General features: G+C 37.6%; 18 protein-coding genes. 12 read left to right on the top strand and 6 right to left on the bottom strand.

Features of this window, described 5'->3' with window-relative positions; genetic code table 11:
• The first annotated feature begins 29 nt into the window (after positions 1–29).
• On the top strand, positions 30–980 hold the full coding sequence (locus ABOA58_RS09795; protein WP_350302117.1) for a sugar phosphate isomerase/epimerase family protein: 951 nt from the start codon (positions 30–32) through the stop codon (positions 978–980).
• Between the two features lie 315 nt (positions 981–1295).
• Here the strand turns inward: ABOA58_RS09795 and mscL are convergent, their stop codons facing one another.
• Complete coding sequence (gene mscL / locus ABOA58_RS09800) at positions 1296–1694, bottom strand: large conductance mechanosensitive channel protein MscL (RefSeq protein ID WP_350302118.1); 399 nt, start codon at positions 1692–1694, stop codon at positions 1296–1298.
• A 586-nt stretch (positions 1695–2280) separates the two neighbouring features.
• On the opposite strand from mscL, the gene ABOA58_RS09805 reads away from it, so the two are divergent.
• Complete coding sequence (locus tag ABOA58_RS09805) at positions 2281–2631, top strand: hypothetical protein (protein WP_350302119.1); 351 nt, start codon at positions 2281–2283, stop codon at positions 2629–2631.
• Between the two features lie 112 nt (positions 2632–2743).
• Here the strand turns inward: ABOA58_RS09805 and ABOA58_RS09810 are convergent, their stop codons facing one another.
• A complete protein-coding gene (locus ABOA58_RS09810; RefSeq protein ID WP_350302120.1) occupies positions 2744–3565 on the bottom strand; it encodes a DUF2935 domain-containing protein in 822 nt (273 codons plus the stop codon).
• A 288-nt stretch (positions 3566–3853) separates the two neighbouring features.
• Positions 3854–5494: a ribosomal protection-like ABC-F family protein gene (gene abc-f / locus ABOA58_RS09815; protein ID WP_350302121.1), complete on the bottom strand. Its 1641-nt coding sequence runs from the start codon at positions 5492–5494 to the stop codon at positions 3854–3856.
• A 690-nt stretch (positions 5495–6184) separates the two neighbouring features.
• Here abc-f and ABOA58_RS09820 point away from each other — a divergent pair.
• Positions 6185–6955: a GH25 family lysozyme gene (locus ABOA58_RS09820; RefSeq protein ID WP_350302122.1), complete on the top strand. Its 771-nt coding sequence runs from the start codon at positions 6185–6187 to the stop codon at positions 6953–6955.
• Between the two features lie 260 nt (positions 6956–7215).
• On the opposite strand, the gene ABOA58_RS09825 is transcribed toward ABOA58_RS09820, so the two are convergent.
• Positions 7216–7395 carry an H-type small acid-soluble spore protein gene (locus ABOA58_RS09825; RefSeq protein WP_034313120.1) on the bottom strand — a complete coding sequence of 60 codons (180 nt, stop codon included), beginning with the start codon at positions 7393–7395 and terminating at the stop codon, positions 7216–7218.
• A 556-nt stretch (positions 7396–7951) separates the two neighbouring features.
• Here ABOA58_RS09825 and ABOA58_RS09830 point away from each other — a divergent pair.
• Positions 7952–8698, top strand: a complete 747-nt coding sequence (locus ABOA58_RS09830; protein WP_350302123.1) for a TerC family protein — start codon at positions 7952–7954, stop codon at positions 8696–8698.
• A 130-nt stretch (positions 8699–8828) separates the two neighbouring features.
• On the opposite strand, the gene ABOA58_RS09835 is transcribed toward ABOA58_RS09830, so the two are convergent.
• Complete coding sequence (locus ABOA58_RS09835; protein WP_350302124.1) at positions 8829–9962, bottom strand: LuxR C-terminal-related transcriptional regulator; 1134 nt, start codon at positions 9960–9962, stop codon at positions 8829–8831.
• Positions 9963–10249: 287 nt separating this feature from the next.
• On the opposite strand from ABOA58_RS09835, the gene ABOA58_RS09840 reads away from it, so the two are divergent.
• From ABOA58_RS09840 to ABOA58_RS09875, 8 genes are all read left to right on the top strand, one after another.
• Positions 10250–10993, top strand: coding sequence for an SDR family NAD(P)-dependent oxidoreductase (locus ABOA58_RS09840; RefSeq protein ID WP_350302838.1), 744 nt, complete (start codon positions 10250–10252; stop codon positions 10991–10993).
• A 312-nt stretch (positions 10994–11305) separates the two neighbouring features.
• Positions 11306–11731 carry a DMT family transporter gene (locus tag ABOA58_RS09845; RefSeq protein WP_350302125.1) on the top strand — a complete coding sequence of 142 codons (426 nt, stop codon included), beginning with the start codon at positions 11306–11308 and terminating at the stop codon, positions 11729–11731.
• A gap of 15 nt (positions 11732–11746) precedes the next feature.
• Positions 11747–12445 carry a Crp/Fnr family transcriptional regulator gene (locus ABOA58_RS09850; RefSeq protein ID WP_350302126.1) on the top strand — a complete coding sequence of 233 codons (699 nt, stop codon included), beginning with the start codon at positions 11747–11749 and terminating at the stop codon, positions 12443–12445.
• Positions 12446–12463: 18 nt separating this feature from the next.
• A complete protein-coding gene (locus tag ABOA58_RS09855; protein ID WP_350302127.1) occupies positions 12464–12934 on the top strand; it encodes a DMT family transporter in 471 nt (156 codons plus the stop codon).
• Between the two features lie 528 nt (positions 12935–13462).
• Positions 13463–15124, top strand: coding sequence for an amidohydrolase (locus ABOA58_RS09860; protein WP_350302128.1), 1662 nt, complete (start codon positions 13463–13465; stop codon positions 15122–15124).
• A gap of 173 nt (positions 15125–15297) precedes the next feature.
• Positions 15298–16551 (top strand): MFS transporter, encoded by a 1254-nt coding sequence (locus ABOA58_RS09865; protein ID WP_350302129.1) that lies wholly within the window; start codon positions 15298–15300, stop codon positions 16549–16551.
• A gap of 386 nt (positions 16552–16937) precedes the next feature.
• A complete protein-coding gene (gene gloA2, locus ABOA58_RS09870; RefSeq protein ID WP_350302130.1) occupies positions 16938–17324 on the top strand; it encodes an SMU1112c/YaeR family gloxylase I-like metalloprotein in 387 nt (128 codons plus the stop codon).
• 260 nt (positions 17325–17584) lie between these two features.
• The gene (locus ABOA58_RS09875; RefSeq protein ID WP_350302131.1) at positions 17585–18469 is read left to right on the top strand and encodes a DMT family transporter; all 885 of its coding nucleotides are present in this window, start codon (positions 17585–17587) and stop codon (positions 18467–18469) included.
• Between the two features lie 97 nt (positions 18470–18566).
• Here the strand turns inward: ABOA58_RS09875 and ABOA58_RS09880 are convergent, their stop codons facing one another.
• Entirely contained in the window at positions 18567–19253 is a 687-nt protein-coding gene (locus tag ABOA58_RS09880; protein WP_350302839.1) for an ArsR/SmtB family transcription factor, read from the bottom strand.
• Between the last annotated feature and the right edge of the window lie 360 nt (positions 19254–19613).

Raw genomic sequence — 19613 nt, forward strand, 5'->3', positions numbered from 1 at the left:
CTTAATGCTTAATTAAAGGTGGGGAAAAAATGAAAATTGGATTAGAAACAGAAAGCTATCACTTGCAATTTATTACGGGTCGAATGGATATTTTCGGTTTTATCAGAAAAACAGCTGAATTGGGATTAGACGGAGTCATGATCAATATTGTTCCATGGCCAGGGTTGTCAGGATGGGGTACATTAGAATCATTTGAGCCGGAATATTTAGAGAAAGTAAGAAAAGAAATTCAAAAGTATGGATTTTTCGCTGAAATAGACACAAATGGAAGCGATCCGGAACATCTAAAAAAGGTCATTGAAGCAGCACATAGAATCGGAGCGGATGTGATTCGCACGTATACATGCTTAGGAGAGTATGATCCGGAAAGATTGAAAAAAGCACCAGGAGATATTAAACAAATTGTACCATTATTAGAGAAATACAGGATAAAACTAGCTGTGGAAAATCATGAGGAAGAATTAACAGATGAGGTTATCCAAATTATAAATGAAGTCAACAGCCCTTGGGTTAGCGCTCATTGTGATGTGGGCAACGGAATGATGGCATGGGAGGATCCGGTTGAAGCTGTAAGAAAATTAGCGCCATATGCATTCACAACCCATTTTAAAGATCATATTATCATTCATGACGGCGAGGATTATAGGGTATGTGGTGTACCAGTAGGGACAGGTAATATTGATACAGAAGAGTGTTTTAAAATACTGGTTGAGAAATCTACCCTAACTAGAATCAACGTTGAAATGTGTTTTCCATATGCCATCAATTTTAAGAGAGAGCTTGGTGCTGGCGGAGTCTTTGCGGTTGGAGAAGGAGCTTTCAAAGTTGAACAACCTCCTTATGATTTAAGTGTCATTAAACCATTGGATTACTATTATCCTCCAAAAGAACTTTTAGAACAAATGATTGAAGATCAAGAAAAAGGTACAGTACAATCGGTTAAGTATACCCTTGCCTTACGCGATAAATATTGCCGATAAATAATATGTTGAAGCAGGAGGATGCCTTATATTATCCCATAATCCAATGTTAGTTTTTCGAAATAGCTGATTGTTGTATAATTTTGTTCAAATAAAGATGTTTTAAATTATTGCAGCAGTTCCAGCTGATACTTGCTATTGGGTTGATAGAGAGACTCTTTTGATTGCCAACATTACTGTCACTTTGCCGCGAATTCCGACACACTGTTCTTTAATAAGTGTCGCATGTCTTGTTAAAGTAACGGATACGCAGTTCATTATGACTTTAACCAGCCCCTCTCGATTAAGAGAGGGGCTTTATCTTATTCTCAATACTTATGATGTTTCATCCTGCCGTGAATTTTTTTGTAAAAGATCACGGATTTCCTTTAAATATTGCTCGGATGCCGGTACCGCTTCCAATACCTCTTCCTCGTTCGCTTGTTTTTTTCTAATAAGAGAATTCGCTACCTTCATAAACATGAAAATCGCAAACGAAATGATCAAGAAATCAATCACAGCTTGGATAAATTCACCGTATTGAACTACTGCGTTTCCAACTGTAATCTTTAACGAAGAAAGATTGATCCCCCCTAATAAAATTCCTATTAGCGGTGTGATAATATTATTGACTAGTGATGAAACGATCTTCCCAAAAGCAGCACCCATTACTACAGCTATTGCAAGTTCGAGAACGTTTCCTTTGGTAATAAACTCCCTGAATTCCTTTATCATCGTAACTACACCTTTCTTTTTTCAATTGATAAAAGCATATCAGAAACATGGTGAAAATTGAATAGTGTAAGAGGCATCCATAATTCAAAAGATAGGACCATCCATCCGTTTAATCATTTGAATCCGTTAATATAATGCAATGGCGGCACTCCGATCAAAGGAGATAGAATGCAATTTTCCATTCGAAACCATTAAAGAGCCGTTATAATAGCAGGTCTTATTGTAGAATTATTTAAGAATGGTCAGGGAACAAAGCAAAAAAGTGATTTAAGGCAGAGCGGGGACGACTAAGGCGACAATTTTCAATGTCTAGAAGGCAGGTAAAGCCGTTCTCATCAACTTGAGGAAGGGGGTGAATATAAATGTATTCTTTTGGCGATAATTATATTATTGTACTACCCCCTAAGTGGTACTCCTCCATTGTTAAAAGCCCTTCTCTTAATCGAGAGGGGTTTTTTTTGTGTTAATTTTTATATTCGGGATACTGTGCGGCACTCAAAAGGGAAGTGTGTATCGACCTTTTTGAAGATAAAGGAGGATTTTACGTTTCGTTTGAAGAATGTTTTGACGAATGGGGGTGGAATAATTGCGACATGAAATTGAACAGGATTTAACTAAAGAAGATATTTTTAGAATGATTGTTAAGCACCTTGATGTATTTCCATTGACTAGTGTAGAGGCAATCAGAGAAGTGATCAGAAGTTCATTAAATCAAAGAGGCTTGATAGGGGGGATAACCAAACAAACAGGAGCCGCTTCTTTAACATTTAACCGGAAAATATCAGACCAAGATATCCAATTCATAAATGACTGTATTTGTGATCTATTAAATAGCCGCATTATCCAACCTGGTATTAATGATGATAATCTGGATTTACCATGGATTTCTGTATCTGATAAAGAGAAACTTAAAACATTGGTGAACTCACTGTCTTAACTTTTTACATATAAAAGCCCTTCTCTAAATCGAGAGGGGCATATTTTAGGTTAGAATTTCTTTATCCGGTAATTTCAATTTTCTATATCCTTCATACTCAATTAATTGCATTTTAACCTGTAAGATGGGATTCAAACATATCAATAATTTCAAGGAAACGTTCGGCCTCACGGAAAACGTGATCAGCCAATAGTGGATGAATGATGCTCTTGATTTTGCATTCTTCGATTAAATCTCTGGCGGTTTTCTTAAAGTCTCGAAGTGATACTACGGAAACACGGTTCTGATCTAGAAATTGATCCAGAAGAGGGGCCGTCTGAGATTGCGGTTTCATGGACTCTAAGTCTACGGCTTGAAAGACTAATTGATCAAAATCATTACTAAAGTTTCGCGCCATATCCACCAGCTTTCTTTCCGATGGATCAAGGAGATGTCCAATGAATTTTGCATGATCCGCCATTATTCTTAAAAAGAAAACATTTTCCTTGATGATGGCATCTGCAAGTGGTTTCAATTTACCTTCATTTAATTCTATTAATCGTTTTCTAAAATAATTGGCTTCTCTGCTTGTATGGTCGACTAGAAGTGGGAAGTTGTTTGCACCAGGCAGTTTACAGGTGAGTATTAATCCTAATACCTTCCTTTTAAACAAAAATATGCCTGTGGCAGCTTGTTGCACCTCCGCGTTAAATCTCCTGATCTGTTCTGGATCAGCTTGATTTGTAAATGAATGGGATTGCTGTTCTATCCGTTCAAATATAAGATAAAACTGATTAGCTTCCTCAATTAGCTGTGTATCTTCACATCTAAAACCTAGTCTCAGAAATAACGAGTGTTCCTTCATTATTCTTGACCAAAAACGAATCTCATCTAAAGAGCGTTCAACAAACATTCCAGAGTTTTTCCTCATAGCTTCCTGTGTGTTCTCACTCATAACTAAGGCCCCCTCTTAAAACATAACCATCATTCAATCTTATTAACAAGGGGTCATTAGTATTCTGCTTAATTTGTAAATCAAATCATTTACTAATATCCTTTTGGCACCTCAAACCAATTGGTTCTTGATGACCAAGGTGTGTAAAATTTCCTGAACGATCGGAGACTGTACTTTCTTAGATATTCTATAATACTTCGGCAGGACTCCAGGGTAATATCTAAGAAAACCCTTAGAATTAATTCATTCTAAGGGTTATCATCCAGCACATTAAGTTACAGTTGATAATCATTTGTCACCAAGTTCGTTTATTTTTTTCGTAAGCGCATTAAACTTCTTATCGAGTTCTGGGTACGCTTTATCGTTTGGAGTCATAAAGCTAAGCTTTCCCAAAACTTCCTGTCTTTCTGTTTCAAGTGTTAATCGCAGTTCTTCCAAATCATCTCTTTTTGAGGATGATGGTTCATACAATTGTTTTTGTATGCGATGATTCGAAATGACAAGTTTGCTGCTTGTCGTTTTTTCGAGAAAATATCGATCATGCGAAACGACGATTAGCGTTCCAGTATACTGTGCTAAGGTTTCTTCAAGTTGTTCCCGTGAAGCTAAGTCCAGATGATTTGTCGGCTCATCCAAAATAAGCACATCTTTTTCTTCTAATATATATTCCATTAACTTACATTTCACCCGTTCACCCATACTCATATTCTTAATGGGTTCTGTCCAATGAGAAGCCGTGAAGCCTAAATGCTTCATTAAAGTTTGAACGTTCCCTCTTGACTCAAAAGTATCTTTATGAAAAAGCTGGGCGGGTGTAAGTTCAAATGGTAAATCAAACACTTCTTGCGTCAAATAGCCTATTTTTGCAGATGGTGAAATCCATACATCGCCCGCAAAAGTTTCATGTCCAAGAATTATTTTTAATAATGTCGTCTTTCCGCTGCCGTTTGGACCTATAATGGAAATCTGCTCACCATGCTGAATCGTGAAATTGACGTTTTTAAACAGTGTTCGCCCGCTAAAAGTCTTCGTTAAATTCTTAACTTCCAAAAAACGTTTTCCCGTCTTGTTTTTTGTTTTAATTGAAAAGCGTACAGTATATTCTGATTCACCAGGTTCAGCTTTTGCTTTTTCAAGCTCTTTTTCAAGACGCTTTTGTTTAGATTTTACCTGTGCATCCATTCGCTTCGCTTTCACGCGATAGTATTCCTTAACTCCTTCCTTTTTCGTCGATTGTGAATGGGCTTTTTTTGACCAAGAAGTAATTTCATTCATTTGTCCCTCGATCCGTTCAACCATTTTTTGCTGTTTTTCATATTCTCGTTGTTGTGTAAGTCTTTTCTGTTTGCGAACCTCCATATAACTAGAATAATTCCCTCTGTGCTCAATTAGCTTTTTATCTTCAATTGACCAAATTTTCGTTGCAACAGCATCCAAAAAATAACGATCGTGCGAAACAAAAATAATGGTACCTCTATAATTTTTAAGTTGTTCATTGAGGAATCCTAAACTGGCCTCATCAAGATGGTTCGTCGGTTCATCTAATAGTAAAAGGTCTGCATCTTTAGAAAGTCCTTTTGCTAGCCGGGCTTTGAGTTTTTCTCCTCCGCTTAATTGTAGGAAGTCATGGCTTGGTACATGCATTTTATCCAGTAATTTAACTTCGGTAGGCGTCTTATCTTCTGAAGAATGCGACTCGACTTCTTGTTCAACCATAAAAACTTTCAAGTCTTGCTGCAGCCATTGGATTCGTCCATGTGCAGGCTCTAAATCATTGTTAATTAATTGCAGCAACGTAGATTTACCGGCACCATTTTTGCCAATGATACCGATGATTTCCCCTTGTTGAACACTAGCATTAACATTTTCAAAAATGTTATGGTCCAATACTTCAAAGCTGATATTGGTTAATTTTAATAGTTCTTTCATATAATTATCCCTCTCCTTAAAGGGAGAATAAAAAAAATCCTCCCAGTTCATATGGAAGGATTAGCCGTACCTGTGCATTATCAAATAAGAGCTATTTTCATGATAGCTCTACAATTTATAGAAAATGGGCAGACTAATCCTATTTTGTATGATTTGAAATATGCGATTTCAAATTTTAAAAATAAGATTAGTTAATCATCGGCCACCCATCATCCCTTCTGATATTAATAAAATCAGTATAGCATAAAATAATCTTTGAAAACAAAAGGAAGCAGCATAATACTTTGCTTTCAATTTAAATTTAAGGCTGTTTTAACATACTTTGTTGCTATTTACCAAGTAGTGAGGTGTGGTTGATTTCCCCTCCAGATGCTCGCTTTCCGCGGGGCGGGCGGTGAGCCTCCTCGGCGTAAACGCCTGTGGGGTCTCACCTGTCCCGCTGCTCCCGCAGGAGTCTCGCACTTCCGCTCCAATCAACCTTAAATAGTTTCGTTTTAAAAACAACAATCTTTACTAAAAGAGCCAAATTTAAAGATTTATAATTGTTTTAACTCAATCAAATATCTTAATATAAGGTGGGCAGTGGGCAACGGGACTGCATTTATCACTATATGATGTTTTTATAAGGGATATGTTAAAATCATAAAACATTTACCCCCATAGGGTTGTATCCTTAAGGAGGACTTTAATATGGAATATATCAAGGGAATCGATGTTTCACATTGGCAAGGTGCTATAAATTGGGGGGACGTTGCAAAGGCAGGCGTGAAGTTCGTTTTCATTAAAGCAACAGAGGGAACGAGTTATTCTAAGCTATCCTATTTCAAAGATAATGCACCACTAGCATTGGCAGCGGGATTGAAAGTCGGGGCCTATCATTATGCAAAGTTTGCAACTGTTGCAGAAGCAAAGGCTGAGGCTGTTTATTTTTTAGATTCAATCAGCTCTTTTGCTTTAAATTATCCTGTCGTTCTCGATCTTGAGGAAAATAAAAAAAAGGCAAATAAAAAAACGCTGACCGATGCCGCAATCGCTTTTTTAGAAGCCATTGAAAAAGCTGGATACACGGCTATGCTGTATACTGGTAAATACTTTCTCGAAAATACTTTAGATGAATCAAGGTTGAAGAATTACGCTTTTTGGATTGCCAGATACAACAGGACGTTGGGACGCAGCACGGACATTTGGCAGCATTCTGATTCAGGTAAGGTAAGTGGGATCAGCACAAAGGTGGATTTGAATATAGCCTATAGGGATTTTACAAATACCATAAATACTTTTAGAACACACGAATCCCGTGCATTGAAAACTGAAACAATCACAACTTATACTGTTACAAAAGGCGACACACTTAGCTTCATTGCAAAAAAACATAAAACAACGGTAAAATCGCTTGTCAGTCTAAACGGAATTAAAGACCCAGACAAAATTTATATCGGTCAAAAATTAAGGTTGAAATGAGTAAAGGAACTTTTTAATACGAGGGATGGGTTCTTTCAAAAGGTCAAAACAAAGTAGAGGGAGAGGGTGTGCGAGACTCCTGCGGGAATAGCGAGTCCAAGGGAGACCCCCACAGGCGCAAGTGCGCCGAGGAGGCTTCCCGGAACGCCCGCGGAAAGCGAATGCCTGGAGAGTAAATCAACGTTCAAATTGTACAAACCCTTAATTTACTGTAGACAAACTGGCTCTTCATATTAAAGAGGAGCTTATTTTAATGGATATTATATTTCTTTAAGTTCGTCTATTGCTACGTCTGATCTTTCCTCTAATGGCCCTCTTAGATGTACTGTAGCCGTTCTTCCATCTTCATTTAAATTATCAATCCAAACAGAAGTGCCATTATATCTAACCTCAATGTCAGATGAAGACGAAAGAATCTGCTTTACACGCTTAGCATCCATATAAATCCCTCCCTGTTAATTAGTCTTCCTATTATTTAGGAAAAGCCTTAATTTTATTCATTTGATTAATGTTGCAACTAAATCACATAAGGAACAATGATGTTTAACCTTCCTTGTTATCCGCCGTAGCTCTCTTTTTAATTAAGCATGTATGAAAAGATGAGAATTTTTAATCTTAAAAATATTTAGTCAAATAAAAGTGACTATGTTTTTGTTACGAATTTCTCCGGTACAATTGCGACGTCAGGAACATCACAAAAAGTTTTACAGAAATATCATTTAATGGCAGAATAGGAATTGAGTTGGTGCTTTTCGAAGTGCGAAGATGTAAATCCTAACTTTTCCCAATTGGAATGAAGTCTAAGCATAAAAGAATATTATAGAGCTGACGGATGCTTTACTTTAAATAGGGAGTGGCTTCGGTATTATTTTAATGAAGCTAATTGGACGGAAGGGTTGAATAAGGAAGAAGAGAAGATGGGACAATATTGGAGGAGAAAGTGTTGTTGGTTTGAAGTCATATACGCATTCTTATACATGCTTTTAGGGGGGTATCATGGAACTATCGTTATTATTGGAATATGGCTGGGTGTTAATTATTCTAATTTTTTTAGAAGGTTTATTATCTGCTGATAATGCATTGGTTTTAGCTATCATGTCAAAGCATTTACCAAAAGAACAGCAAAAAAAAGCGATAAATATTGGGTTGCTTTTGGCTTTTATATTTAGGATTGGTGCAATCTTCATCATTTCGTACCTTTTCCATGTTTGGCAAGTTCAAGCAATTGGGGCTGCGTATTTGATATTCATTTCATTAAAGCATTTACTAAAAAGGGACCACGGTGACAAAGAAAAAAAAGGGAAAAGCTACCGTATGACCGTTGCGCAAATTGCATTAGCTGATATTGCTTTTGCTATTGATTCCATTTTAGCTGCAGTCGCTCTTGTCATTGCCTTGCCAGATACACCAATGGGTGATATAGGAGGTATGGATGGGGCTAAATTCATTGTTATTTTATTAGGTGCAATTGCAGGTTTAATCGTCATCCGGTTTGCTGCAGGATACTTCGTTAAGATCCTGACGGAGCGGCCTAGCCTCGAAACGGCAGCCATGTTAATCGTTGGTTGGGTAGGGGTTAAGTTATTAATGCATACCCTTGCGCATCCAGCCGTGCACATTATCTCTCACGATTTTGTTGAAGGACCGATTTGGAATATAATCTTTTGGTCAGTCATGCTTCTTATCGCTATCGGCGGATGGTTTTTATCTGGAAAAACAGAGAAAAAAAGTGAAGTTGAATAAAGGATATTCTTTTGTAATAAATGAAAAATTCAAGAAGATCAAAGACCGAAAAAAATTTTTCGGTCTTTTTTTGGCCCTCTATATAGATTCGTTAATGACAAATCGTCATAAGCTGTTGATTGATTCAATTTTATTTCAATAGACCTAACCGAAACCCATAAACTACTGCCTGTGTACGGTTTTTAGCTTTAAACTTTGTCATTAAACTGCTTACATAATCTCTAACGGTATGCTCGCTTAATTGCAATAATTCGGCCATTTTTTTATTGTTATAGCCCTCCGCCAGCAAATTTAAAATCATGGATTCACGTTCCGTCAATTGTATGTCGGTACCAATTGATACCTCATCATCCGTTCTTGATAAATATAATCCGAGCCTTTTTCCGACCTGTTCAAGTAAAGTCAGTTCATCTATTGAATAATTGAATTCCTCCCCTAATTGATCAAAGGTCAGCCAGCCGAACACTTGCTGGTTATGAACAATCGGTACAAAAATGACAGATGAAAGATTAAATAGCTGTATATGTTCCTCTTTAATGTAATTATGGGGATTCTTTATAAATACCGGCTTTTTTGAATTGAATACCATGGTTTGCCTGGAGCTGAGCTGCCCCCTCATGCTTTGAACTTTTGGCAGCTCCAATCCAATGGTGCCGTAAAACTGATTGGACCAAGGTATATATGCATAAAAAACACATCTTTTATAGTTAAAGAACTCTTCACATTTTTTTAGGATAAAAGCAAAATCCTTAAATCCTGCTGAGTTAATTAGAAGTTCATTTAATTGGTCCAGCAGTTGAAGTCTTTTAAGTTCTGCATTCTCACTTTTGGGATTTTGCTCTGATTCGTCGCCCCTCCCCTTGTTATAGCTATGGATGAGATGAGAGAAAATGGATAATAGGAACATAAGAATGGAAAGTGTTTGGGCATGTTTCAGGTTTACCATTAAGGTAACAATCGACTTTTCAAAGATTAATCGGAACATGCTGAAATGATTATCATTTAAAAGGGGTAAATGTAATTGCAGCCAAGAATCCAAGTGCTCTTCGTATGTGTCTTTTATGTCGTCGATTTTTGGAGCGGATAAAAAAAGCAAAAATGATTCCAGTAATGTTTGTATCATCTTTCGTTCAGGTTCCAATATGAAGGGTTCTAGATTCAAATAAATATTGATATTTTCTTGAATCTGTTTGTTATGGCTTTTAATGAATAATATGAATTGCTGCAATGTTATTTCTTCATATGCATGAAAGGGATGAGCCATCTGAATTCCTTCTCCTTAAAACAAAATACCCTATAAAAAGGGGGGACTAACCATATTATTATACAGCAGTTTATAGGATAGTAATTCAAATTGTAAGGAGTAAAATAAATGTATGAACACAGAATGAAGCTATTTGATGGCCAGTCTATTTCAATCGAGGGTTTCACAATGTAGTCAGCTTTTTGCTTGTATAAGAATGGTCGTCTATGGAGAACCCTAGGGATGGAGATTTCTGGTGTTTAATGAATCTGTTGCGTAGAAAATAAGAAAAGGAGTCTGGTAATATGATGAGATTAGAAAATAAAGTGGCTATCATAACAGGGGGAGCAAGCGGGATTGGAGCAAGCACGGCTCAATTATTTGCAGAAGAAGGAGCAAAGGTGGTCATTGCCGATTTTGCTGATCATGGACAGGCTGTGTCAGAAGAGTTAAATGGAAAAGGGTATGATACTCTTTTTGTTAAAACTGACGTGACGAATGAAAATGACGTAAAGAATATGATCGAAGAGACGGTTAATAAATATGGAAAACTGGATATCATGTTCGCAAACGCAGGAATTGCAAGAGACGGAAACATTCATGAGTTAAGCTATGAGCAATGGCAAAAAACAATTGATATTAATTTATCCGGTGTCTTCCTATCCGATAAATATGCGATAGAGCAAATGCAAAAACAAGATACTGGCGGCGCCATTGTCAATACAGGTTCCATCCATAGCCATGCAGGGAAACCGGGGGTAACAGCCTATTCTGCTGCGAAAGGTGGGGTCAAACTATTAACACAAACGTTAGGTTCGACTTATGCGAAAGATGGCATTCGTGTCAATGCAGTTTGCCCTGGATATATAGATACTCCACTTATTGCCGAAGCACAAGGTGAAATAAGACAAGGTTTGATCGATTTACATCCAATCGGCCGTTTAGGCAGAGCGGAAGAAGTGGCGAAAGCCGTTCTCTTTCTTGCTAGTGACGATGCATCATTTGTTACAGGCACAAGTCTTATTGTCGACGGCGGATATACCGCAGTTTAAATTTTAAGGATTATTCGCTCTGTCTCTCAAACAGTCAAATTAGGTTTGAGGTGCCAATTAATAGAGCTTCTTCTGTAAGATGAGTGGTGTTCGTACACCCAAATCATACTGGAGGGCTCTTTTTTACATATAACGAAATATTCCCGGAAATACTAATGAAATTTAAAACGATACAAGCCTTTTATTTCGAGAATTTTAAGTTGAAAATCAATTTTTCGTAAAAATTAAAAATGAAAATGGGACATATGTCCTTTCTCTGCACTCCACTTCCGTATTTTAATTATAAAAGAATCTCATAGAGGAGGAGTCAGGGTGAAAGGGATCATATCTTCCATAATTGCAGGAGTGTTTATTTCATTGCAAGGAGTGTTTAATTCAAGAATGAGTGAGGAGTTAAGTGAGTGGCACACTACCGCGCTTGTACATCTCGTAGGATTTATTTTTTCCATCATCATTTATTTATTCGTCCGTGATGGAAGGGCGGAGGGGTTTCAGGAGGTTCCCATTTTATACCTGCTTGGAGGAATGCTCGGCGTCGTGATTGTGTTAGGAGAAATGACTGCGATCAATCAAATAGGCATGTCTTTCGCAATAGCAACCATTTTAATTGCACAGCTTATATGTGCTTTCATTATCGATACAAGGGGACTATTCGGAATGATCAAGATGAAGGTGTCGATTCAACAAGTTATTGGAATGGCTATGATGTTAATGGGTGTAGTCATATTTAAACTGTAAAAAGGTGATAGAACATTGAAAAAATTAAAAAATAGTTCAGGTCTCAATAAATATCTCGAACAATATGAGCTGAATATGATTTTTTCTGAAGAATTGAAGGAGAAAATATCTCTCTATCAATTCCATAATGGAGAAATTTTATGTTCAAAGGGTGAGGATATTCATTATATGTATTTTCTCGTAAAGGGAAAGGTGAAGATTTTTACAACTTCACCCGAAGGAAAATCGTTAATTGTTCGGTTTAAAACGCCATTGGCCCTTATTGGAGATGTGGAATATATAAAAGGGATGGAAGTACTCCATACAGTTGAGGCAGTCAGTGAAGGTTATGTAATCGGTATTCATTTTGATGATTTACGAACGATGGAAACGAACCGATATGAGTTTTTGCATTTTTTATTGGAGATTGTTACACAAAAATTTTACACAGAATCCCATGCCGCAAGTTTGAACAGGCTCTACCCTGTCGAAGTACGTCTTGCAAGCTATCTGTTATCTCTTTCATCAGAAGGGAGCGGCTCCATGTTTCATAAAGAAATGAACACTTCGAATCTGACCGAAATAGCAGACCTCATAGGAACAAGCTATCGGCACTTAAATCGTGTCATCCATAAACTCTGTGGAGAAGGTATCATTCAAAGAAAAAAAGGAATTCTTTATATTAAAGATTTATCGCGGCTGCGGGAAAGGGCGGAGGGCAATATATATGAATGAGTCAGGAGGCTGTATCTAATGCAAGGAATTATGTTTGCCGTAGTAGCTGGTGTCTTCATCAGTCTGCAAACGGTCCTTAACACTAGAGTTAGTGAAAAGGTAGGAGCTTGGGCAACAACCACGATTGTTCTCGGGCTTGGTTTTATCTCATCACTATCCATTTTCACCATCATGGATGATTCGAGCCTGTTAGCGATTGGGCACATAAACAAGCTGTATCTATTAAGTGGAGTCTTGGGAGTTGTGCTCGTCTATTGCATCATGCAGGCAATCCGGCTCCTAGGACCGGCCTATGCCATATCAATTGTACTTGTCGCGCAACTGACGATGGCAGTTCTGATTGACACCTTAGGGTGGTTCGGATTTGAAAGAGCCCCGTTAACCCTAAATAAATTGATCGGGATCGGGATCATGATATCGGGAATCATTATGTTTAAGATGAAAAAGAACCTTGTCCAACAATTGAAAGAGAGTTCCTTTTTCAAATAAGCTCAGAATCAAAATAATATGGCACATAATAGGATATATAAAATAATTATAGTACATTCAAAAAACCTCTCTTTTTAGGGACATATATATAAATGTGAAAAGAGGGGAAATGTCGTATTGGGATAAAGGTGGGAATTGTGCTGCCTAGTATATTTTGAGATGAAGTCCTATCAAATATGTGAAAGCTTAAAAGACTGGATTCCAGTTTTTTTTAGGTTAAATAGCATTTATAGCTGAAAAGCATCCTATATTTATTGTTATTTTTAGAAAATATTGAAAATTATAAATTTAAATGTTTTAATGTAACTATGCCTTTTATACTGGTTCGGACGACGTGATGTTAACACCACTAGTGAAATGGGGTAAATCTATTGTTTCATTAAAGAAAGGATGTGTCATTATACTCCTGATTGACTTGTGAATATTTGCCCTATCTATTCATTATTTCCATCTGTCAGTTTGCCAAGTTAGAATAATGACGAAATGAAGTGGATTTAAAACCAAAAAAAAAGGGAGGGACTTTATTTTATGATAAAAATCGATCTTTTATTTAAAAATGCAAATGTGCTGACTCTAGATAACAGGAATCGTCGGGCTAGGTCAATTGCTGTTTCAGATGGGAAAATTGTCGGGATTTGGGATGAGTGTGAGCCACCTAAAAGTGCAGTGGAGATTACAGCAAGTACTGATGTTGTAGATTTAAAGGGATCCACCCTAATACCAGGCTTTATCGATACTCATAACCATATTTTAATGTATGGATTAACGATGGGACAGGTGAACTGCGGTACTCCGCCCAATCAATCCATAAAAGATATTTTAGAGGTAATTGGTGCAAAAGCAAAAGAAACTCCCGATGGCGAATGGATAAGGGGATATGGCTATGATGATACGCTTTTGTATGAAAAGCGCCATGTTACACGGAGTGATTTAGATAAGGTTTCGCCAAATAACCCTGTAGTCATCACACACACTTCAGGGCACTTATCCGCAGTAAATTCGCTAACTTTGCAATGCGCAGGTTTGACTGATGATGTTTCAGATCCCCAGGGCGGATATTATGGACGGGATGAGAACGGAAGGCTGAATGGGGTAATCTATGAACCAGCGGCAATGGCACCAATAAATAATCACATACCGCAAATGACAATTGGGCAACAGGTTGACATGATAGGAAAGGCTTCAAAGGATTATGTCGCTCAAGGAATTACCACGAATACAGATGCTGCAGTTGGATTTAATAATTTGGAAGATTTAGAGGTTCATCTAAAAGCGGCTGAACAAAAAATTAATCCGATGCGAACGAGACTGATGATCATGCATCAGCAGCTTCGTGAAGGACAGCCATTCGGAGGTTATTCTCCAGCTCAACTGGACCTGGAACTCAGGGAAAGGTCTGGGGGACGGGTTAAATTAGATAGCGCAAAAATGTTTCAGGACGGCTCCATCCAAGGATTAACAGGAGCTTTACGTCTTCCATATTATCAAAATCAAGATGTATATGGAGATCTCATTCATCATCAGGAAGCATTTAATGAAGAAGTCTTAGACCTGCACAGACGAGGGTTTAGAATCACGACGCATGGAAACGGGGATCGAGCGATCGGCTCGATATTAGCGGCCTATGAATATGCTTTATCCATTAGCCCTCGTACAGAGCATCGTCATAGAATCGAACATGTCCAAACCGCAACCACCGAGGACATCATGAAGATGAGGGAACTTGATGTAGCCGGGTCCTTCTTCATCAATCATGTATATTATTGGGGGGACAGGCATAAACAAATTTTCCTGGGTCCGGAGCGTGGAAGGCGTATAAGTCCGTTAGCTGAAGCTGTTGCACACAATTTATTGTTCACCCTGCATTCCGATTGTCCAATTACCCCAATCTCACCCCTATTTTCCGTATGGGCTGCAGTTAATAGAATAACGAGAGAAGGTCATGTTTTAGGCCCAGAACAGCGCATTGATGTGGAAACAGCTTTAAAGTCGATGACTATTTTTGGCGCAAAACTAAATTTTGATGAGTCACGATCAGGCAGCATAGAAATTGGAAAACAAGCAGACTTTACCATTCTCGAGACTGACCCTACAGCTGTTCATCCAGAAGAAATTAGGGACATAGCAATTCTGGCCACCTTCATAGATGGAAACCCAGTATATGGACAAGAAAAGGTAAAGACTACTTAATTTCTTACCGGAAATTTACTGGTCTAATTATAAAAGAAAATCCTATATGTTTGACATAAAGGCACCGATTATCATTGAACCCGCATCCTCGACATTAGAGACTCCATGATCCTGTTTTCCTAGAGTTTATAAAATTGTGATGAAAATTTAAGCTAAACTAGGGGGCTATGCTAGTGAACAAATTAGCATTCGGTCAAAATCCAAAAATGATTTTGTTATTACTTTTTGCAGGTAATTTGTTCTCGGCACTGGATCGCTTTGTCATTAATTATGGGATTGTCCATATATCTGATGACCTCCAATTGAGCGCATCCTCCACAGGTCTGATATTAAGCGTCTTCTTTTTAGGATATGCAATTATGCAGATCCCCGGCGGTTGGATGGCCGATCGTTTCGGCGCTAGAATCGTGCTTATTGTCTCTGTCTTTAGTTTTACCATTTTTACCAGTCTAACAGGATTGGCATGGTCTTTTGTATCGTTGTTGGTCATTCGTTTTATGTTCGGATTGGGGGAAGGAAGTTTCTTTCCTGCTGGGGCCAAAATGATATCAGTGTCCATCGCGGAAGAAAAGCGATCCCGGGCAATGTCTTTGTTTCTTTCCGCACTCACTGTTGCGGGTGTCATTTCACCCATTCTAGCAGCCACTCTGCTTGTTAGTATCGGATGGAGGATGATGTTTGGCATTATTGGGATTTTCGGGTTTACGATTGGGTTACTATATTTGTTCTTATTAAAACCAAGAGTAGGGAGTCAGGGCCCGCGAGAAGTAGATTCCTTAACGGAAGTTCCTGTCAAGGGTTCTTTTATTAAGCTGTTTAAAACCCCCTTGGTCCTTAGTTTGATGGCTGCCTCGTTTGCATATGGTTTCATCAGCTGGGGAGTGATGTCATGGATGCCAACCTACTTGGTGCAGGAACGTGGCCTGAATTTAATTTCCATGGGTCTTTTACAGATGATCCCTGCAATAGCGTCGGTGGCTTTCTATATTATCGCCGGTTATGTACTGGATAAAGTGAAAGTTGGTCGGGAAAAATGGATAGGGGGCTTTAGTGGATTAGGTCTAGCATTATTCGTGTATCTCATGTTTCATGCAGAAACGGTAACGGGAGTTATCATCTATCAAACCATAATACCTATATTTTCCGCAGCTCTATCCACTATTATATTTAGTCTGCCGCTGAAGTATTTACCGGAAGCAATCGGAGGTTCTGCAGTTGGTGTGGTCAATTTAGGGATGCAAGTAGCTGGCTTCATTGCTCCTTTAACGATCGGTTTTGTCATAGACGCTTTTGATGGATCGTTTAATGGAGCTGTTTGGTTATTGGTTTCATTCGGAGTCGTTTGTTTTATCGCTTTTATGACCTTGAAATCGGGTAAGGAAAATTTCATGACTGAAAATCCACAAACAATTCCTGCTGTAAAATAGATCGATATAAAAGCAGGCAAAAGTGGGCGTTCGGATTTATAAAAGTTTGTTCGAAATGGTATATAGAGAGTAAAAAAGTCTGCCAGCTACTATCTTGACAAGCCTGATGTTACTGAATTTCAGTTAACAGGGCTTTTTATTTTTTTATACGATATAATCAATAATATTATTCAAACAGTATGGCCTGGGTATTTTCCATGATTCAAATATACAATTTTTCCAATTTGTTGCAATTCTTTATTTGGTGGAGTGTTAAGTCCTATATCCAGGAAAATGGATGTACTAGTGGAGTCTGAAGGAGACACTGAAATCTAAGTTTTTATTAATGTATAACTTTGGTAAAATTAGATTTTAAAACTAACAAACATCTTTTAGGGAGGAAGCAAATGAAGGTAAATAAAATACATCATGTAGCAATAATTTGTTCCGATTATGAAAAATCAAAAAACTTCTATGTGAATATTTTAGGGTGCGATATCGAGAAGGAAACATATCGGTCAGAAAGGAAATCGTATAAATTGGACTTAATCGTAGGAGGGGAATATCAGCTGGAATTGTTCTCATTTCCTGATAGCCCCGATCGTCCTAGTTATCCTGAAGCTAGAGGGCTTAGACACCTTGCTTTTGAAGTGGAAGATATTAATCAAGCGATTGAAGATCTAGAAAATGAAAACATTCCAGTCGAACCTATCCGCGTTGATGAGTTAACAGGAAAAAGGTTTACTTTTTTTTGTGATCCGGATGATTTGCCTCTAGAGATATATGAAAAGTAGGAATTGCAAGCTTAGTAAGGTTGATAGGAGAGGTAAAACTTCAAGAATTGAGGTAAACTCTTTTTTGAAATTTGATTTGTATAGATGAATATGATGATTTAAAGAGGTTACTTATGCGAATTAAACATGAAGATTCCCTTTAATATGTCGATATTATTAAATTTATCTCCACTTGTATTCCATATTTCGATGAGAGCTGAAATAATCACCGGCTATAATATCTGTAGATTGGTCATTTAAATATGTCAGGAGATAAAAAAATGAATGTTTACAAATTTACAGTGTTGATACTTTTAACGACATTTTTGATGGGTTCTTCTTTTGCAGTAGTTAAAATTGGTCTACCTTATTCATCCCCATTATTATTAGCAGCATTACGCTTCACACTTGCCGGACTCATAATGGCGATGATCGTAATCTTTTTAAAAAGACCGCATCCAAACTCTAAAGGGGATTGGATAAAAATGCTCATTATCGGCACTTTTCAAACAGCCGGAGTTATGGGGTGCATTTTCCTGAGTTTACGCACGATTACAGCAAGTGAATCCTCCATTCTTACATTCACGAACCCGTTACTTGTTGTTGTATTCGGTACAATCTTTTCACAAACACGCTATAAACTATATCAATGGATTGGTGTTTTATTAGGATTAGTTGGAGTAATTATAACGATGGGAGCGCAACTTGAATTTAAGGTCGGTATTCTTTTCGGTATTCTTTCTTCTGTTTTCTGGGCCATTTCCACTTTATTGGCGAAAAAATGGGGAGCGATTTCCGATACATGGGTATTATCTGCCTATCAGATGCTTTTTGGCGGTTTACTGCTTTTACTTGGCAGCTTTATTCTTGAAAAACCATTTTTCATAATGAATGGCAATTCGTTGTTCATTTTATTATGGTTAAGTATCATGTCATCGATCGTTCAATTTGCTGTTTGGTATTATCTTTTACAAAAGAGTGATCCCGGAAAAACAAGTGCCTTTTTATTTTTGGCACCTTTCTTCGGTGTTTTATCAGGGTGGGCACTATTAGGGGAACCGATATACACTTCACTCCTAATTGGCGGACTGTTTATCATCATTGGCATCTATCTTGTAAATAGCAATTTCCAAAAGGAAAATAAATTCGTTAAAAGAGCTTTATAGTAATCGGATTGTTTGCTCTAAGCTGCTAAAGACAGAAAATCCCTCATGATGAAAAAGAAAAGAGCCCTTTTCTTTTTCATCATGAGGGATTATTAAATTATACCTCTATACAAAAAACTTCTTTAAATCCTTCTTTCCCTTTAGGTGTTACTTTTACTGCGCGAATAGATGGAACACGGACTATCCAGCCTAAATCAAAAAAATGTGTAAGAAGCCCATTCCCTAAAGCTCCACCAAGATGATGGTGACGTTCACTCCAATCTAAACATGAGTGGGAAAATGTACGGCGTTTTCTTCTTAAATCAAGTAAATCGATGCCGAATTCAGAAAAAAAATGATTTCCTTTGGGCGTAACTGTAAACTCTCTCTCTTCTTTTTTCAAATATCCGGCCTTCAACATCGATTCAGTTAATTGGACTCCTAGTTTTCCTGCCAAATGATCATAACAGGTTCTGGCTTCCTGAAGCATTTTAACTTGGCTTGATTGTTTTAACGACCGAACTTGAGGAGGTGGGGAAATGGCAAGAAACGATTCTAAAATCTGCGCAATTTCTCCATTTGCTAGCTGATAGTAACGATGTCGCCCGTGTTTTTCAACTTTAACAAGGTTACCTTCCACTAATTTAGAAAGGTGAAAGCTGGCAGTTTGAGGTGTTATTACAGCCATCAATGCTAATTCACCTGCAGTATGAAAACGCCCATCCAGTAAACTAGCAAGTATTGTTGCACGTGACGTTTCTCCTAGGAGGGAGGCTATCTCCACCATATTTGGATTTATACTCACAATAGTTACCAACCTTTCTACCGATATTTTAGTTTAAATAAGCTGAACGCAAAGTAATTAGCATCAAAAATATGTAAACTTATACTTCTATTATACAGTACCGCTGCCCTCGTGATATTCGGTATGTTCACGATTGCTGCTTTAAAAATTTTTTAAGTCCAGGACATATTTAAAGAAAGCTTTATAAGAAATTAAAAAGTAAGTACAAGCAATAACTAAGAAATAATTAAACCGTTCCGCTTATTAACAGGTACATTACCTGATAAAGAAACAGCCGAAATAATTGTTGAAGCTCTGAAAATTCTTTAAGGCTGGATATGCTCATTTTTGTATCTACAGGGCATTACTTCTCCCGTTATT

Source organism: Peribacillus frigoritolerans, assembly GCF_040250305.1.
Taxonomy (GTDB): Bacteria; Bacillota; Bacilli; order Bacillales; family DSM-1321; genus Peribacillus.

What these genes read in the sequence shown, in the direction of transcription:
- ABOA58_RS09795 (WP_350302117.1), top strand. Translation starts at nt 30, where the DNA reads ATGAAAATTGGATTAGAAACAGAAAGCTATCACTTGCAATTTATTACG.
- mscL (WP_350302118.1), bottom strand. Translation starts at nt 1,694, where the DNA reads ATGATAAAGGAATTCAGGGAGTTTATTACCAAAGGAAACGTTCTCGAA.
- ABOA58_RS09810 (WP_350302120.1), bottom strand. Translation starts at nt 3,565, where the DNA reads ATGAGTGAGAACACACAGGAAGCTATGAGGAAAAACTCTGGAATGTTT.
- abc-f (WP_350302121.1), bottom strand. Translation starts at nt 5,494, where the DNA reads ATGAAAGAACTATTAAAATTAACCAATATCAGCTTTGAAGTATTGGAC.
- ABOA58_RS09820 (WP_350302122.1), top strand. Translation starts at nt 6,185, where the DNA reads ATGGAATATATCAAGGGAATCGATGTTTCACATTGGCAAGGTGCTATA.
- ABOA58_RS09825 (WP_034313120.1), bottom strand. Translation starts at nt 7,395, where the DNA reads ATGGATGCTAAGCGTGTAAAGCAGATTCTTTCGTCTTCATCTGACATT.
- ABOA58_RS09830 (WP_350302123.1), top strand. Translation starts at nt 7,952, where the DNA reads ATGGAACTATCGTTATTATTGGAATATGGCTGGGTGTTAATTATTCTA.
- ABOA58_RS09835 (WP_350302124.1), bottom strand. Translation starts at nt 9,962, where the DNA reads ATGGCTCATCCCTTTCATGCATATGAAGAAATAACATTGCAGCAATTC.
- ABOA58_RS09840 (WP_350302838.1), top strand. Translation starts at nt 10,250, where the DNA reads ATGAGATTAGAAAATAAAGTGGCTATCATAACAGGGGGAGCAAGCGGG.
- ABOA58_RS09855 (WP_350302127.1), top strand. Translation starts at nt 12,464, where the DNA reads ATGCAAGGAATTATGTTTGCCGTAGTAGCTGGTGTCTTCATCAGTCTG.
- ABOA58_RS09860 (WP_350302128.1), top strand. Translation starts at nt 13,463, where the DNA reads ATGATAAAAATCGATCTTTTATTTAAAAATGCAAATGTGCTGACTCTA.
- gloA2 (WP_350302130.1), top strand. Translation starts at nt 16,938, where the DNA reads ATGAAGGTAAATAAAATACATCATGTAGCAATAATTTGTTCCGATTAT.
- ABOA58_RS09875 (WP_350302131.1), top strand. Translation starts at nt 17,585, where the DNA reads ATGAATGTTTACAAATTTACAGTGTTGATACTTTTAACGACATTTTTG.